This is a genomic window from Levilactobacillus spicheri DSM 15429, from assembly GCF_001435095.1.
Lineage (GTDB): Bacteria > Bacillota > Bacilli > Lactobacillales > Lactobacillaceae > Levilactobacillus > Levilactobacillus spicheri.
In genome coordinates this window covers 23052-40061 of sequence record NZ_AZFC01000015.1, presented here as the reverse complement: position 1 = coordinate 40061, position 17010 = coordinate 23052, and the positions used below count along the sequence as shown (strand labels likewise).

Genomic DNA, 17010 nt, shown 5'->3' with positions numbered 1-17010 from the left:
GTGTAGCATGAAGAAAAAAAGTTTTCCACAGGGTGTTGATGGCCAGTTAGAATTGTTTCACAGCCAGTGAATTGAGTTATCCACAGGAACTTGAAAAAGTGTGGATAAAAATATTTAAATTTAGTTTTCCACACAGACATGTTCACGACAAACGTGATAGTATCAAGTGTTTCACAAGTTATCCACAGTTTCGACAGGATTTAAAAAATAAAAATTAACAGCCTGTGGAACGGTGGACAACTCGGTTCGCAACTCCGGAATAACTTTTTGGCTGGAATCGAGTTATCCACAGCCTTTGGGTATGAAACAAATTTAATTGGGGAGAAAAAAAGCGCTGAAATTCGAAGTTCTGGTTTTCATTGCGGCCGTTTTATGCTAATATGTTCTAGAAATGCATTTAGTCTGTCCGATTCACTCGGATAACCAAGTCAAATACCAATTTCTAAGGAGGTGTTTCCGACATGAAACGCACTTTCCAACCAAAGAAACGTCACCGTTCACGTGTACACGGTTTCCGCAAGCGCATGAGCACTAGCAATGGCCGTCAAGTATTAGCACGTCGTCGCCAAAAGGGACGTAAAGTCTTGTCTGCATAGGCCGCTGAAGCTTCAGTGGTCTTTTTATTTTATCTGAGTCGGTACTGGGACCCCAATGCCCCTCGGACTGTCGCGCCAGTCAACCGGCTGGTAGCCTTTGATCAATTCTGATCGTCAAATTTTGGAGATGCACCATGCGAAAATCTTACCGCATTAAGAAAGAAGCGGAATTTCAGCAGGTCTTTGAAACCAGAAATTCAGTCGCGAACCGGCAATTTGTGGTGTATTCAATGGAGAAGCCAGGGCAACCGCATTTTCGGGTCGGCATTTCCGTCGGCAAGAAGATCGGTAACGCGGTTCACCGGAATTGGGTGAAGCGCCGGATCCGGCAGAGCTTACTGGAGCTGAAGCCGGACCTGAAACAGGACGTGGACTTTCTGGTGATTGCCCGGCCGCGAGCGGATCAAATCTCGATGGCCGACGCCAAGCACAGTATGATTCATGTCCTGAAACTGGCAAAGTTGCTAGATTCCAACTATAGCGAGGAATAACCGTGAAAAAGTACAAACGTACCCTAATGATGTTGGGCATCGTGAGTTTGGTCTTTATCCTCTCCGCTTGTAGTAATAAACCAATCACGAATCAAAGTACCGGGATCTGGGACGGCCTGATCGTCCTGAACTTCTCGCGTGCGATCATCTGGTTGGCGCATTTCTTCGGCAACAGTTACGGTGCCGGGATCATCATGTTTACCATTATCATCCGGATTATCCTGATGCCGTTAATGATCTTCCAAACGCGCAGCATGCGGAAGACCCAAGAGGTTCAACCCCAACTCAAGGCCTTACAAAAGAAATACTCGTCCCGTGACCGCGAGACGATGCAGAAGTTACAAGCCGAACAGCAAAAGCTGTATTCGGAAGCCGGCATCAACCCCATGATGGGGTGCTTGCCAGCCGTCGTTCAATTGCCGATCATCTGGGCCCTGTACCAAGCCATCTGGCGGACAGCGGTCCTGCGGTCGGGCACGTTCCTGTGGCTGCAATTGGGCCACAAGGACCCGTACTTCGTGTTGCCGATCCTGGCGGCCGTGGCCACGATGGCCAGTTCCTGGCTGACGACCAAGTCCGCACCGGAGACCAGCTCGATGAACACGATGATGGTCTTCGGGATGCCGGTCGTGGTCTTCTTCACGGCCCTGAACGTGCCATCATCCCTGTCGCTGTACTGGACGGTCTCCTACGTGTTCCAAGTGGGGCAAACCCTCTTGATTCAAAACCCGTGGAAGATCAACGCCGAACGGGCAGCCAAGGAACGGGAAAAGGCCGATCACGACCGTTCCGTTCGCAAGGCCATCCGCAAGGCTAAGCAAAGTAAGCGCAAATAAGCGTCACTCATAAATGCATTTTATCAACCCGCTCCGGCTTCGGCCGGGCGGGTTTTTTCATGCAATGATTTTGACAGGCGATGATAGATGGGAAGGGCGCTTCACGCCGGCGAGCAGGCTGGCCACCATCGTCCGAGTCAGGCGCTTCCCTCCGCCGAGCAAGATGACCCGTAGTGGGCACGATTCCGAAGCCTCAAAACCCGAGTCTCCGGAACTCGAAATTGTTCTAAGCCGGGAAAGTTCCCCCGGCTTAGAACAATTTCACTACGGGTCATCAAGTCGGCTCCGGTCCGCTAACATCGCGGAAGATTGCCGCGGGGACGACGGGGATGGCCAACATTGGCGAAACTTTTCGGCACATTTTAGGTGAAAATTTCGAAAAGCGTCACGGTGTCGCGTTATTTCGGCTGAAGGGAAGGCAATGCTCTTGAACCATGACGAAAGTTCGTCTCCCTCCGTGACCGATGAGCTGAGCTGGTCTCCATGGTGATGGCGCCCGGTATGCGGATTCAGACTTTAGCGGCTGGTGGCCCGGATAGCCGGTTTAATGTCGATGATACCGTCCCGTTGGGTGGCCATGCCCCTCATCTTGCTCGCCGGCGTGAAGCGCCTGTTCTTATCTAACCCCACCAGGCGGGGATTTTTTCACGCCGGGGAAGGTGCATCATGGTATACTTACAATTGATTGAAAACGGAAACGGGAGGAATTGACATGACGATCTTTACGGGGAAAACGGAAGAAGCTGCGGTGGCCGCCGGTCTGGCGGCCCTCAACAGCACCCGCGACCAAGTCACCATTCGGGTGGTCGCAACGGCACGCAAAGGGTGGTTTGGCCTCGGTCAACGGGACGCCGCTGTTGACGTGGTCCTCCAACCGGTCAGTCAACCGACACCCGTCACGTCCGCCGCACCCGTGAGTGCGCCCGTCAGCGCCGCCGTTAGCTCGGCCGCACCCGTGGCGACCGCCGAACCGGCCCCCGCTCCGCAGACGAGTGCCGCTCCGGCCAGCGCACCGCAGCCCGAACGGACCCCGGCGGAGAACCGGGCGCACCGGCAGGCCGCCATCGAGGCCGTGCAGGACTACGTGCTCGACATCGTGAGTCAGCTGGGCATCGACGCCACCATTGAAGTGGCGCAGCAGGGTCACCGCCAGGTTCGCCTGGCGTTTGCGACCGAAAAGGAAGGCTTGCTGATCGGCAAGCACGGTCGGACCATCAACGCCCTGCAAAGCCTGGCGCAGCTCTTCTTGAACCACCACGGGGCCGCGCATGTCACGGTCGAACTGGACGTGGCCAACTACCGGGAACGCCGGCAGGCCACGCTGGCCCGCTTGGCGGACAACACGGCGCGCGAGGTCGTGGCGTCCGGGAAACCAATCTACCTGGACCCGATGCCGTCGTTCGAACGTAAGCAGATTCACGCGGCGTTGGCCCAGAACCGCTACGTGGCGACGTACTCGGCCGGCAAGGAGCCGCACCGGGCGGTCGTGATCGAACCGGCTTAGACCTGGGGTTTGACAAATGGCACTGAGCACCTTATAGTAAAGACAATCATTCTTATCAAGTTTACGATAAAGTAGTGAAAGTACTTTATCCGCGTCTGTTAGGTGGCGTGGAGTGGGTGCTTTTTTTTATGGCGTTAAATGACACGCCCGGGCAACTTTTGCCGGTAAACGTGGTGGGAATCTGGTAAAAATGCAACCTGTACGGAGAATAATCCTAAGGAGGATGGCTATGGCAACGACCACAGAGTTTGATACGATTGCGGCGATTTCGACCCCGCCTGGTGAGGGGGGCATCTCGATCATCCGGTTGAGCGGTGACGAGGTGTTTAGCGTCATTCAGAAGTTATTCAAGGGCCGGGACCTGACCAAGGTCGCCAGTCATACGATCAATTACGGCCACATCATCGACCCCGAAACGCACGAGGAGGTCGACGAGGTCATGGTGTCCGTGATGCGGGCGCCCAAGACCTACACCAAAGAAGACATCGTGGAGATCAACTGTCACGGGGGCATCGTGGCCACCAACCGCATTTTACAGCTGTGCCTGAGCTACGGCGCGCGGCTGGCCGAACCCGGTGAGTACACCAAGCGGGCCTTTCTGAACGGCCGAATCGACCTCTCGCAGGCCGAGGCCGTGATGGATCTGATCCGCGCCAAGACCGACAAGTCCATGAAGGTCGCCCTCGACCAGCTCGACGGGGACCTGTCCAAGCTGATTCGCCACCTGCGCCAGGACATCCTGGATGCGCTGGCCCAGGTCGAGGTCAACATCGACTACCCCGAGTACGACGACGTGGAGACCATGACCACCAAGATGTTGCTGGAGAAGGCCCAGGAGGTCAAACAACAGATCAAGACGCTCCTGGCCACGGCTAAGCAGGGGAAGGTCCTCCGTGACGGGCTCGCGACCGCCATCGTGGGCCGGCCCAACGTGGGCAAGAGCAGCCTGTTGAACCACCTGCTACACGAGGACAAGGCCATCGTGACCGACGTTGCCGGGACCACCCGGGACGTCATCGAGGAGTACGTCAACGTGAAGGGCGTGCCGCTGAAATTGATCGATACCGCCGGGATTCGCGACACCACCGACAAGGTCGAAAAAATCGGGGTCGAACGCTCGCGCAAGGCCATCAACACGGCCGACCTGGTCATGCTGGTGCTGAACGCCAGCGAACCGTTGACAGCGGAGGATCAGGCGCTGTTACAGGCCACGGCCAAGACGCAGCGGATCCTCATTTTAAATAAGACCGACCTGCCCCAAAAGCTCGACTTGGACAAGGTCAAGCAGGCGGCGGGCGACAGTCCGCTGATCGAGACGTCGATCCTGCAACAGACGGGGATGGACAAGCTGGAAGAGACGATTGCCCACCTGTTCTTCGACGAGGGCATCGAGTCCAGTCAGAACAACGTCATGGTCACCAACGCCCGGCACATCGGCCTATTGCACCAGGCCAGTGATGCGCTGGACGACGTGATGCAGGGCATCGCAAACGGGATGCCGGTGGACCTGGTCCAGATCGACATGACCCGCGCCTGGGACCTCTTAGGTGAGATCACCGGGGACAGCTACCAAGATGAGCTGCTGGACCAACTCTTCAGCCAGTTCTGTCTCGGCAAGTAGTTAAGCTGACCGTGGCCCGCGCCTACCGGTTGGCCCCAACTGGGCTGGAACGTGGTGGGCACGACTTTAAGCCTCCTAAACCGAGTCTTAAAGCTCGGCCTTTGGCTAAGCCGGGGAAATCGCCCGGCTAACCCAAACGACACCACTGAGCCCAGTTGGGGCCGCCCTCACGGCTGACAAGGTGTATCAATTGGACTGATTATGACCGGGTGGCGTGGACTATCCGGTGGACGGATGGGCGAGCGTAACTGAAGCGACTTGGTCAGTGACCACCGCGTTCAGTGAGATAGTTGCTCGCGAGCGGATGTTCCTGTCCAAGTCTGTGTGAGTGCAACAGAGGCGACTTGCTGGCCGTGGTGAAATTGGGGTGTCAGTTGAGGACGATGCAAGCTGACAACTCAGTAAAACTGATTAGTGGTTTTATGCGGCTGCTCGGGTGGTAGTGACTACCCGTGGACGGATGAGTGAACGTGCGCGTAACCGAGGCGGTTTGACGACGCGAAGGGTGGTCACGCAATACTGAATTAGAACGATCCATGGAGCTGGAGGGCCGGTAAAAATCGGCTCAGGGGTGAGGTTTGTCTTAGGCGGCGTTTCTTGCCGGCTTAGACAAAGGCCGGTCTTTGAGACCTGCACTACGGGCTCAAAGCTGTGCCCACCCCGTTCCAGCCAGATTTTTACCGGCCCGGAAGCGGCCAGTTTTATCTAAACATTTAAATTAAAACAATCAAGAACGCCAATGGTGGCGGCGAGGGCCGCTGCCAGGCATGGAGGGAAAGAACAGTATGACGGAAGTAAAGGAATACCCTGGCGACGACTACGACGTCATCGTCGTGGGGGCCGGCCATGCCGGTAGCGAAGCCGCTCTAGCGGCCGCCCGGATGGGCAACAAGACGTTACTCATGACGATCAACCTCGACATGGTCGCATTTATGCCATGTAACCCCTCCGTGGGGGGCCCCGCTAAGGGCATCGTGGTGCGCGAAATCGACGCACTGGGGGGCGAAATGGGCAAGAACATCGACAAGACCTACGTCCAGATGCGGATGCTGAACACCGGGAAGGGCCCGGCCGTCCGGGCCTTACGGGCGCAAGCCGATAAGCACGCCTACCACGCCGAGATGAAGCACACCATCGAAAAGGAACCCAACCTGACGTTACGGCAGGGCATCGTCGACGACCTGATTGTCGAGGGTGACGAGTGTCGCGGGGTCATCACCAACACCGGGGCCCGCTACCGGGCCAAGGCCGTGGTCATCGCCGCCGGGACCGCCGCGCGGGGCAAGATCATCATCGGGGAACTGATGTACTCGTCCGGTCCCAACAACTCCCAGCCGGCCAACAAGTTGACCGCCAACCTGCCCAAGTACGGGTTTGAGCTGGAACGCTTCAAGACCGGGACGCCGCCGCGGGTGGACGGCAACACCATCCACTACGACGAGACCGAGGAGCAGCCCGGGGATGAGAAGCCGAACCACTTTAGCTTCACCACGCCCGACAGCGCCTACCTCGACCTCAAGAACCAGCTCTCCTGCTGGTTGACCTACACCAACGCCAAGACCCACGAGATCATCAAGGCCAACCTCGACCGCGCGCCGATGTTTACCGGGGTGATCGAAGGGGTCGGCCCGCGGTACTGCCCATCCATCGAGGACAAGATCGTGCGGTTCGCCGACAAGCCGCGCCACCAGCTCTTCTTAGAGCCGGAAGGCCGCAACACCGACGAATGGTACGTCCAGGGTCTCTCGACGTCGATGCCCGAAGAAGTGCAACAGAAGATCCTGCACTCCATCCAAGGCCTCGAGGACGCCCAGATGATGCGGCCGGGCTACGCCATCGAATACGATGTCGTGGCGCCGTACCAGCTGCGGCCCACGTTGGAAACCAAGCTGTTGAAGAATCTCTTCACGGCGGGCCAGACCAACGGGACCTCCGGATACGAAGAAGCGGCTGGTCAGGGCCTTCTGGCCGGGATCAACGCCGGCTTGCGGGCCTTAGGGAAGCCGGGCTTTACCTTGAAGCGCTCCGACGCCTACATCGGGGTCATGGTCGATGACCTGGTCACCAAGGGCACCAAGGAACCGTACCGTTTGTTAACCAGCCGGGCCGAGTACCGTTTGATCCTGCGGCACGACAACGCCGACTTGCGGTTGACCGCCAAGGGCCACGAGCTGGGCCTGATCAGCGACGAGCGGTACCAAGCCTTCCTGGACAAGAAGGCGACCATCAAGGCCGAAATCGCGCGGTTAAACGACATTCGGATCAAGCCGAACGACGCCATCAACGCGTTTATCACCAGCCACGGCGACAAGCCGCTCCAGGATGGGCTCACCGCCGCGGTCTTCTTACGGCGGCCGTACGTGGATTATCAAACGCTGCTGGACTTCATTCCGGCCCCAGAACAGCCGCTGGACCGGCACATCATCGAGGAAATCGAGATTTCCCTGAAGTACGCCGGGTACATCAAGAAGGCGGAGGCCAACGTGGCCAAGCTCAAGCGGATGGAAGCTAAGGCGATCCCCGCTAAGATCGACTACGACGCCATCGACGGGCTGGCGACCGAGGCGCACCAGAAGTTGAAGAAGATTCAACCCGAGACGTTAGCGCAGGCGAGCCGGATCAGCGGGGTCAACCCCGCCGACATCGCCATTCTGAGCGTGTACATCGAGCAGGGCAAGATTGCCAAGACCAACTAGCGTTAAACCTAAAAAGCGTCGTTAAACAGCCACTCAGGGGTGTTTAACGGCGCTTTTCCTTTACAGTGACCTATGAATTGCGGTATAAAGGGATGAACGAGTTTAGAGAAAACGAGGTTAGTAAGATGCAACGAAAATATCGTGACTATTTTGCCTACTTGAAGTCGGTCAATCCCGACCCCGACGCGTCCCTGATCGCGGTCAGCCCGGCGAACGCCCAGCAGACCGACTCCGAGAAGTTCGCGTCCCTGACGGCCCGGGCCGGCCGCCGGTGGGGCGTCATCCTGTTCCACGCGCTCTACGGCAACAAGACCACCAAGAAGACCCACGTGCCGTACGCGGTGGTCCATGAGGACAGCTTCGCCCGCGACTGGGACAACACCGACCGGCAGGAATTCGACGATGACGTGGCCATCCTGGAACAGTGCGGGATGCTGCAGGTCAAGGAAGTCCAGGGCCTGACGCGGCTGATCATGCGCTACCCGGCGCCGCTCGACGGGTTAGCCGATCTGCGGATCAAGGGGATCGACCAGATTAATCCGGGTTAACAAGATATTTTAAGGCAAAAGGCCGCTGACGTTATTGTCGGCGGCCTTTTATTAATTATTAATAACTAATCTAGTATTAATAATTATTGTTTTTGCGGTGAAGGCGCCCCCTAACGCCAAAGAATATCAAATCTTTACACGTTCTTTGCAAAACCCTGACATGGAAACGGTAACCTAATCAGGTAGCGGGGAATTCTCCCCTATCCGCGGTCAACTACGGGGCGCATGACTTGGGGAAGTCTGCGGGTTGCACCAGATAGAACGGATAAAGCAGCTACATAGGCAACACCGGTCATCGGGGAGTGGGTGACCAAGGGCAGGCAACGGCGCATAGGGCGTTGCCTGCCTTTTTTGTGCAATCAAAAAGGTCCGGAACACGTGTCCCGGACCCTGACGGTCATGTCGTGCGTTAATCGGTTGGTCGTGGGTCCCGCCACTTGCCGATGCCCCAGCCGAGCAGGGCTCCCACGAGGGCGGGCACGACCCAGCTAAAGCCACCGGTCGCGAGTGGCAGGTGCGCGTTGGCCTGGATCACCGCCTGGAAGAAGCCGGTGTGCTGCCAACTGCTGGGCAGGCCACTGGCCGCGGAGCCAAAGGCCGGCAATAAGGTCAGGAGCACGGTCAGCCCGAACAGCCAGCGCGATGTCCCCAGCAACGGGGACAGGACCGCCAACAGAATCAAGACGATGGCCAACGGGTACAGGAACAGGAGAATCGGGTTCGAGTAAGCAATCAGCTTGGTCAAGCCGACGTTGGCGAATAGGCAGGGCAGGATCGCGGCGAAGGCCGTGACCGCCGCGTACGAGAAGCGCGGGAAGAGCACGCTCAGCGTGTCCCCGAAGGCCGAGATCAACCCGATCGCCGTTTTTAGGCAGGCGATGATCACCAGCAACGCCAGTAACAGGTTGCCCCAGATGCCGAAGTAGTAGTTGGCAATCTGGGCCAGCGTGATGCCCCCGTTCGCGGCCAGCTTGAAGTGGCCCAGGCTCATGGTCCCAATCAGGGCCAGGAGGGTGTAGATGACGGCCATCAACGACATGCTGATGGCACCGGCTTTAATGGTGTAGCGGGCGATGTGACTCGAATCGGTGACGCCCAGGTCCCGGATGCTATCGATGACCACGACCCCGAAGGCCAAGGCGGCCAGGGCATCCAGGGTGTTGTAGCCCTCGGTGAACCCGTTTAAAACGGGGTGTAAGGCGTACTCCCCGTGGCTCACGCCGCCGATGCTCCCCAGGGGATGCAGGAGGGCGGCGCCCATGATGATGGCTAAGAGGATCAGGAAGAACGGGGTCAGCCATTTGCCGATGTAGGTCATCAGCTTCCCCGGATGCCGGGCCAGTAGCCAGGCGACCAGGAAAAAGACGCCCGAGAAGCCGGCCAGCACGCCGGTCTGCAGCCCCGTGGGCACGAACGGTGCGACCCCGATCTGAAAGGAGGTCGTGGCCAGCCGGGGCAGTGCGGAGAAGGGTCCCAGGGTCAGGTAGAGCAGGACCGTGAAGGCGTAAGCGAAGGGGCGGTTGACCTTGCTGGCCAAGTCGAAGACCCCGGTGCTGCGGGTCAGCCCCATCCCGGTCACCCCGAGCAGCGGCAGGCCAATCCCGCTGATCAGCAGGCCCCCGATGGCCGCCCAGACGTGCCCGCCGGCCTGTTGCCCCAGGTAGATGGGGAAGATCAGGTTGCCGGCGCCGAAGAACAGGCCAAACAGCATGGTGCCGATAAAGAGCAGTTCCCGCCAAGTTAGACGCGTTTTCAAAATAATCGCAACTTTCTATTTAAATTTAAAAGAAACCAACAGCCCCCTCATCTTAGCAAAAAACGCCAGCCGTGAACATGACTAGCGCAAAAAAAGGGCTTATTTATCGGCCACCGTGAAACGCGTCTGGTGGTGTTGTGGGTGTTCTAGCTCGTCGAGGAGCGCGACGGCCATGGTGCCGGCTGAGGTCCCCGAGTCGCCCTGGGCGCTGACCAGCAGGTCGTCGGTTCCCAGTAGGGCGGGCACGGCCGGACCGGGATGGAAGTTCGCGGCGGGGGAAACGCCGACCCAGTTGACGTTGTCGACGTCGCGCAGGAAGGTCAGTTCCTTCAGCTGGTTTTGCGGGATGCTCAGGAAGCTGGCGGCCTGCGGGTCTTGCGCGATGTCGTTCACGAACAGGTGGTGGTCGTCACCGGTGTGCAGGCTCCCCGCACCGAGGATGAAGAGCAGCCGCGGCGTGGTGGTGGCCCGCAGCTCACTGACCAAGTGGGTGGCGAGGTCGACGTGCCGGTAGGCCTGGGCGGGTGCGGTGGCGAAGGCGTCGATCACCGCGTCGTAAGCGGTGAGGTCGGCACGCGTCAGGGCAAAGGCGTCCTGGGTCACGGTGGTCAACCGGTCGTTGTGGGGCAGGGCCGCCAATTTTTCGGCCGAGCGGGCCAGGGCGGTGACCTGATGACCCCGCTCTAAAGCGGTCGCGACGGCTGCGGACCCGGCCATTCCGGTGGCACCGATAATCAAAATCTTCATAAGAACAAACCTCCTCAATTTTTAGCTGGGATCAGTATAGGGATATTCCCCGCCGAATGCGACTATTTTGTTTCAGGGGTGCAAGTTGATGGGTAAGGGCTCCAATGGAGGAGGGATGGACGCTCCACGCCGGCGAGCAAGATGGTCGAGGTGGGCACGATTCTGAAGCCCTGTGAAGCCCACACAGGTCTCCAGAACTCGGCCTTGATGTAACCGGGCATAAAACACCCGGTTACATCAATTTCACCACGACCATCAAGTCGCCTCTGTTCCGCTGACCTAGTGACGCAGCCGCGGCATCCCCGACAGATATGGAGATTGTCGCCGTAGCTGGTTGCTTGGGGAGACCAGCTTTAACGATAAGCGTCTACCAATTGTTGTGACAGAGTTGTTGAGATGCGCCATGAATGAACAACGGCCAATGTTTGATGTCTGGCTTATTTCCCAATCAGAAGTTGGTGGCGATAATTTCAGCCGAGAGGGAGGTCAGAATGGGGATCAGTAGCCTCGTTTCTGTTATCCGGGTGGGCTGCCCGGATTACAGAAAGACCGAGCTTTTAGACTTAGGTGTTCTTCCTAAGGCTAAAAGTCGTGTCGGCTACGTTCCAGCCCCAGGCTGACCGACCGGTAGGCGACTGTCAGCGACCATCTTGCTCGCCGGCGTGAAGCGAATGATTTAGCCAGCCGTTTAGCTGACCATTTTGCCAGACAAAAACCGACCAATGTGTTTCACGTGAAACACACCGGTCGGTCTGGGTTAATCCACTGGCCACGGGAAGTGAAGCGAGACGTGGTCCAGCAGCTGCTTTTGTTCGTTGCGCGTGGTCTTGCGGGCCTCCGCCCGTTGGAGGTAGCCGGAACAGATGTAGCGTTGTTCGTCGGTCTGGGGCACCACGATGGGCAGCGGCGTCTCCCGTTTCTCCGCCGTGACGAAGGTGATGAAGGCGGTGAAACCGACGAAGCGTTTCCCGGTGTCGAGGTTCTCGCCGATGATCTTGGCGAAGACCTCCAGCGACCGGTGGCCGGTCCCGCTGACGTAGGCCTCCAGGCACATCGAATCGTTTAGGTGGAACGGGGCGATGAAGTTGATGTGGTCGAAGGTCGCGGTCACGACGGTACTCCGGGTCAGGCGCATGGCCGAAATTGAGGCGCTATCATCGACCAGCGACAGAATTTTCCCGCCGAAGACGGTCTGGTGTTCGTTGAGATCGGGTTGGAAGACCCGGTGATTGGCGACGATTAGGGTTTTGTTACAATTGATTGGTGTGGGTTCAGTAGACACGATAATCACCTCATTGGTTGAATACTCTGCCTCCATTCTACCAGAGGTCGGCGGTGAGGTTACAGGATTATTAATTTTTCACAATAACTCAGCGGCTTTAGGGGGAATTCCCCGGGGCCTTTGCTATACTGAGGGCAATGAAGAAATGTTGAGGGGTGATTGTGTGTATTATCGTGGTGAACCGTTGGACCTAGTCCCAACACTTAACTTAACCCGGATCCGGCCGTTACTGGAGTGCACCCTCAGCCTGACGCACCCCATCGACGTGGCCCGGCTGACGGCCGCCATCACAGCGACCCAGACGGTGGTGCCCCAGATCATGGGCCGCTACGATTACCGTCACAACCGCTTCGAGGTCGAGACGGCGACCGCCGCGGACGTGGTGGAGGAGTACACCGCCAGTCACGACCCGGGGCGGGTCCAGCTCGATGTTTTGGCAGGCCCCCAGCTGAAGGTTCAGGTCATTCACCATGCCGACTACGACCGCTTGCGCATCGCGATGGGCCGGTCGTTGACGGACGGGGAGGGCTTCAAGCACTACCTTTACCTGTTGGCGGCCGCGTACGACGGGCAGGACCTGACCAGCTTTACCAACGAGCGGAGTGGCCGCAAGATCTTAGCTTACTTGCGGCATCCCCACCGGCCGTTGCCGCAGCTCCAAGCCCTGCCGACCGACCCGCCGTTCCCCCAGTTACACGGCGACGTGCACCATCACCAGGGGGAAGCGGTGATCTCGCGGGCGGAGAGCCAGCGTCTTCAACGCCAGGCCAAGGCCCATGGGGTGACGTTAAACGCCGTCCTGCTGGCGGCCTATGCGCTGGCGCTGTGCACCCTGACCGGTAAGCAGCACCTGGTGATTCCCTGCCAGGTTGACCTGCGGCTGCACGGACCGGTCTCCGCGGCCAACGTGGTCCAGGTGGCCAATCTGACCAGCGAGATCCCGGTGCCCATCACGGTCCACGACTTCGATACGTTGGGCGACGTGGTTCAGCGCATCCAGGCGACCGTGACCCGCTTACACACGGATCTGGCCTACCTGACGCCGCTGGTGGAGATCAAGCGGATGAGCCGCGCGCTGCCCCCGCAGTGGGTCCGCCGGCTAGCGGCCAAGGATCACGCCACGGCAGCGGTGTCCTTCGCCAACTTTGGTCGGGTCGACCAGTCCCGCCTGCGATTCGACGGCAGCGCGGTGACCCAGGTGACCTTCGCCGGGGCCTACCACACCATGCCGTACTTCCAGCTGACGGTCAGCGGGTACCGCGAAGCCTGGACGCTGGCCTTCCGGATGCTGGGGTCCGAACCGGATTACCAGCTCGGGATTAAAATTTTAAAAAACGTCGTGACGCAACTGAACCAGTGGGGGCGCACGGCCTAAACGCAGAGGACGCTTTCGGTGACGGGAGCGTCCTTTTTGTGCTCTCTGACCTTGGATGGTGGCGACAGTGCTGACGATAAGTGTTAAAATTTCAATATCTAAATAAACAAAGGGGTAATATCATGAGTGACGGTAAGTTTTGTCCCCAGTGTGGGAATCAAGTGAAAGGCGATGCGCTCTTCTGTCCGCAATGTGGTCACCAGTTTACGACGACGCAGACACCGGATGCGCCGGATACGCCCCAACCCACGCGGGCATCCCGGCACGCGCCCCAGCAAGCGTCCACCCCTCAACCGACGGGTCACCATAACCGGTGGGTCGCTATCGTCCTGGGCGTGCTCGCCCTGGCCGCGGTGGTCGTGGTGACCAGTAACCTGATCATCCGCAACCAGGAGGCGGCTCACCAGCGGGCCCTCCAAGCCTCGGAATCACGGGTCCAGTCGTCCAAGCGGGCGAGTGAGTCGCGCCGGGAGGCCAAGGAGAAGAGCTTAGCGGCCACCGCGAAGAGCGTCGTGACGGACATCATTCAAAATGACGACGACCTGGACGCGCGGTGCACGGAAGTGACGATTGAGAGTCACGACGGGGGCAACCAGTACTCGGGCTATGCTGAGGTCGAGGATGACGATGACGACAGCACGACCATCGACATCACGATCACCGACGTGAAGTACGATGACAGCGTGAGCGTCCATATCGACGGGGACCAGGACGACAAGCTGAATGAAACGTTCTACTCGAACGATTAGGGCCAAATTGGCCGACAACAAGGCCCGGAATGGCGATTATTCCGGGCCTTTTCGTTTGGCTTCACTGTGGTTTCGGTGGGTCCCCCGCCAGCCGGGCGCGAATGCGGCTCAGCGAGACCGGCGTGATGCCCAGGTAGGTCGCAATCTCGTGGAGCGGAACCCGCTCGAGCACGGCCGGATTGTCGGCGATGAGAGCCTGATAACGGCCGGCCGGCGTGGTCTGGAGCTGGGTGTAGACTCGTTGGCGGTAGGCGATGAACCGGCGACACAGCCAGCGATTCAGGCTGACCTCGAAACCGGGCAGGGTCCGACAGAGCTGATCGAAGTCGGTCTTGCTGAGGGTCAGGAGGTCCGTGGGCTCCAGCGTTTCGATCGCCGAGTCGCTGGGCTGCCCCAGATAGAAGCTCTCAAACGACGCCACCGGTTGGTTTTCAAAGAAGAACTGGAGGGTGACGTCGCGTTGGTCGGTACTGTGCCACATCCGCAGGCTCCCGTGAATGACGAGGTACAGGGTGGTCGCCACCGCACCTTCGCTCAGCAGTTGCGTGTGGGCGGGGACGTGGCGGGCGTGAAAGTACCCGTGGAGCTGGCCCCAGTGGGCGGCCAGCTCGGGGAATTGTGCGCCGAGGTAGGGGGGTAATGGCAGGGACATGAAAAAATCTCCTTTCACTTAACAAAGGTTAAGGCGGGGGTGCGGGGGCCTTGCTAAACTGGGGTCATTCAAATCAAACGAAGAAGGCTGATTCCATGAAAACTGTGATTATTTTTGACCACCCCTACACCGCCGCCGCTTGGCAGGACGTCCCGCACCATCGGTCGTTTTTGGCCGCGCTGGCGCACCGCCTGCAGCAACAATTGGAGGACCAGCAACAGACCGTCGACCTGATCGACCTGCACGCCGACGGATTCGACCCCGTGATGTCCGCCGAGGAACTCCAGCGCTGGCGCCAGGGAAAGCCGGTCAACGACCAGGTCGCCGATTACCAGCGCCGGCTGAAGGCCGCCGACCGGATCATCCTGATGTTTCCCGTCTGGTGGGAGGTCATGCCGGCCATGACCAAGGGGTTCCTCGACAAGGTCTACGCCAAGGGCCAGTTGTACACGGCCGCGGACATGCGCACCACGCTGACCCGGGACCCGCAGATCCGGGTCATCACGACCATGAGCACGCCGGGCTGGGCTTACCGGTGGGTCTTTGGCGCGCCCCTATTGAAGGCCCTGCACCGGGGGACCTTCATGAAGACGCGGCTGCGGCACTTCAAGTGGCAAAACTTCGCCCAGGTCGAAAAGTTGGCCCCCGCTCAACGAACGGCGTTACTGACCAACTTTCGGTTGAAGTAGGGGAAGCCTTCAGATAATTTCTAATGTAGCACAGGGTCAGGGGGGTGTCGACGATGGCCTTCCGCTTCACGTAAAATAGCCGCGGCGAACCCCTGAATCAGCTCTGCTGGTTCAGATGGTTCGCCGCGGCTATTGCGTTAGGATGACGGGTGTGGCTGGGGCTAGTCGGTCTTTCCGATGATCAGGCCGTACCAGTTTCCCTTGAGACTGTTGCCAGCCTCATCGATCTTACCGCCCTTGACGTTGTTCAGGATGTAGATGCCCAGCTTGTAGTTGGTCAGCTTGGCGCGCTTGGCCTTGGTGTAGCCGGCCTGGTCCAATAGCTTCTCAACGCCCGCAAGCTTCTGGGCGTTGGTCTTGGTCTTGTTGGCCATTAAGTAGGTTGCGACCTTGGTGAACGGCACGATGTCCTTGTAGCCGGTCGTAGCGATCTCCTCGGGCGGGTCCTCCTCCCAGGTGTCGTTGGTGGCGAAATTATAGGCCGCAATCTGGGACAGGCCCAGGTCGACCGGGGTGTTCGGGAACAGCTTGATCAGCGACCGCGCCAGCTTCTGGTACTTGCTGTCGTTGAGGTACTGCAGGTAGTCCTTGGTGGCAACGAAGGCGTCCGGTTGCAGGATGTTTTGCCCCTGATGGTTGGTCGTCTTGCCGGCCGCCAAAGCGCTGCTGCGGACGTAGCCGTTGATAGTCTTCTTCTTGATGGTTACGCTCACGTAGGAGTACCAGTGAGACGTCCCCTGATGGGTGATCAGAACGGAGTGCCGGCGACTGTAATTTTGATTGGTGTAGTTCTTCAGGTTCGCCAGCTTCTTGGTGTGGGTCCAGTTCCACAGGTAGGCGTTTTTCTTGGTGCTCTTGACGTGGTAGATGCCCCCGGCGTAGGTCGGTTGCTTGTAGCTGCGCTTGGTCGGCTGATACCCCTTGGTGCTGAAGCCCTTGACCAACTGGGGACTGTAGATCCAGCCCCGCTTACTGTCGACGAAGTTGGTGACCTCGATCCAGTGGGAGTTGCCCTTGTAGGTGCCCGAGGCCAGCTTGAACCAGGTGTAGGTCGGGTAGGTCTTCAGGTTGTAGAGCTTCTTGGTGTGGGTGTCGTTCCAGATGTAGGCGTTCTTCTTGGTCGACTTCGCGTGATAGGCGATGTTGGTGAATTGGTTGTGGGAAAATGCGTCTTCGCTGTAGTGGATTTTCGTAAAGTTGGTCTTGATGGCCGCGTGACCGGTCACGGTGGGCAGACTCCCCAGGGTGACGGCCAGGCCGGCGATCAGGAGCCAGGTGGTTTTGGGTGACATCACGATTCCTCCTTGGTGTTGGCTTCATTATAGGGGGTGCCAGGGCCGTTGGCAACGGCCAATTGGCGCGCCCCATCCCGTTACCTGGCGGTTTAGTGGGGGGAAGGGTTGTTTCACGTGAAGCAGGGCTGACCAGGCTTGCCCGGACGCGGTTGGCCGCCAGCTCGGGCACGGGG

At 58.7% G+C, this 17010-nt stretch carries 15 protein-coding genes; 10 read left to right on the top strand and 5 right to left on the bottom strand.

Annotated elements, in window-relative coordinates:
• Window positions 1-461 precede the first annotated feature (461 nt).
• The 7 genes from rpmH to FD37_RS04025 all read left to right on the top strand — a co-directional run bounded on the left by rpmH (window position 462) and on the right by FD37_RS04025 (window position 8292).
• Window positions 462-596: a 50S ribosomal protein L34 gene (gene rpmH / locus FD37_RS12575; RefSeq protein ID WP_081624573.1), complete on the top strand. Its 135-nt coding sequence runs from the start codon at window positions 462-464 to the stop codon at window positions 594-596.
• Between the two features lie 134 nt (window positions 597-730).
• Window positions 731-1087, top strand: coding sequence for a ribonuclease P protein component (gene rnpA, locus FD37_RS04050; RefSeq protein WP_045807741.1), 357 nt, complete (start codon window positions 731-733; stop codon window positions 1085-1087).
• Between the two features lie 2 nt (window positions 1088-1089).
• Window positions 1090-1923 (top strand): membrane protein insertase YidC, encoded by an 834-nt coding sequence (gene yidC / locus FD37_RS04045; RefSeq protein ID WP_147007779.1) that lies wholly within the window; start codon window positions 1090-1092, stop codon window positions 1921-1923.
• A 712-nt stretch (window positions 1924-2635) separates the two neighbouring features.
• Window positions 2636-3427, top strand: coding sequence for an RNA-binding cell elongation regulator Jag/EloR (gene jag, locus FD37_RS04040; RefSeq protein WP_045807742.1), 792 nt, complete (start codon window positions 2636-2638; stop codon window positions 3425-3427).
• Window positions 3428-3656: 229 nt separating this feature from the next.
• A complete protein-coding gene (gene mnmE / locus FD37_RS04035) occupies window positions 3657-5048 on the top strand; it encodes a tRNA uridine-5-carboxymethylaminomethyl(34) synthesis GTPase MnmE (RefSeq protein WP_147007778.1) in 1392 nt (463 codons plus the stop codon).
• A 785-nt stretch (window positions 5049-5833) separates the two neighbouring features.
• The gene (gene mnmG, locus FD37_RS04030) at window positions 5834-7744 is read left to right on the top strand and encodes a tRNA uridine-5-carboxymethylaminomethyl(34) synthesis enzyme MnmG (protein ID WP_045807744.1); all 1911 of its coding nucleotides are present in this window, start codon (window positions 5834-5836) and stop codon (window positions 7742-7744) included.
• 125 nt (window positions 7745-7869) lie between these two features.
• Window positions 7870-8292 (top strand): hypothetical protein, encoded by a 423-nt coding sequence (locus FD37_RS04025; protein ID WP_056963637.1) that lies wholly within the window; start codon window positions 7870-7872, stop codon window positions 8290-8292.
• Window positions 8293-8701: 409 nt separating this feature from the next.
• Here the strand turns inward: FD37_RS04025 and brnQ are convergent, their stop codons facing one another.
• From brnQ to FD37_RS04010, 3 genes are all read right to left on the bottom strand, one after another.
• On the bottom strand, window positions 8702-10048 hold the full coding sequence (gene brnQ / locus FD37_RS04020; RefSeq protein ID WP_147007777.1) for a branched-chain amino acid transport system II carrier protein: 1347 nt from the start codon (window positions 10046-10048) through the stop codon (window positions 8702-8704).
• Between the two features lie 99 nt (window positions 10049-10147).
• Window positions 10148-10795, bottom strand: coding sequence for an NAD(P)-dependent oxidoreductase (locus FD37_RS04015; protein ID WP_056963635.1), 648 nt, complete (start codon window positions 10793-10795; stop codon window positions 10148-10150).
• A gap of 757 nt (window positions 10796-11552) precedes the next feature.
• Complete coding sequence (locus FD37_RS04010) at window positions 11553-12113, bottom strand: acyl-CoA thioesterase (protein WP_045807748.1); 561 nt, start codon at window positions 12111-12113, stop codon at window positions 11553-11555.
• A 127-nt stretch (window positions 12114-12240) separates the two neighbouring features.
• On the opposite strand from FD37_RS04010, the gene FD37_RS04005 reads away from it, so the two are divergent.
• Window positions 12241-13452: a condensation domain-containing protein gene (locus FD37_RS04005; protein ID WP_056963633.1), complete on the top strand. Its 1212-nt coding sequence runs from the start codon at window positions 12241-12243 to the stop codon at window positions 13450-13452.
• 122 nt (window positions 13453-13574) lie between these two features.
• On the top strand, window positions 13575-14201 hold the full coding sequence (locus FD37_RS04000; RefSeq protein WP_056963632.1) for a zinc-ribbon domain-containing protein: 627 nt from the start codon (window positions 13575-13577) through the stop codon (window positions 14199-14201).
• Window positions 14202-14262: 61 nt separating this feature from the next.
• Here FD37_RS04000 and FD37_RS03995 read toward each other — a convergent pair whose 3' ends face one another.
• Window positions 14263-14853, bottom strand: coding sequence for a Crp/Fnr family transcriptional regulator (locus FD37_RS03995; RefSeq protein WP_056963630.1), 591 nt, complete (start codon window positions 14851-14853; stop codon window positions 14263-14265).
• A gap of 95 nt (window positions 14854-14948) precedes the next feature.
• Between FD37_RS03995 and FD37_RS03990 the strand changes: the two genes are divergently transcribed.
• Window positions 14949-15542: an NAD(P)H-dependent oxidoreductase gene (locus FD37_RS03990; RefSeq protein ID WP_056963628.1), complete on the top strand. Its 594-nt coding sequence runs from the start codon at window positions 14949-14951 to the stop codon at window positions 15540-15542.
• Between the two features lie 161 nt (window positions 15543-15703).
• Here the strand turns inward: FD37_RS03990 and FD37_RS03985 are convergent, their stop codons facing one another.
• Window positions 15704-16834, bottom strand: coding sequence for a hypothetical protein (locus tag FD37_RS03985; RefSeq protein WP_056963626.1), 1131 nt, complete (start codon window positions 16832-16834; stop codon window positions 15704-15706).
• Between the last annotated feature and the right edge of the window lie 176 nt (window positions 16835-17010).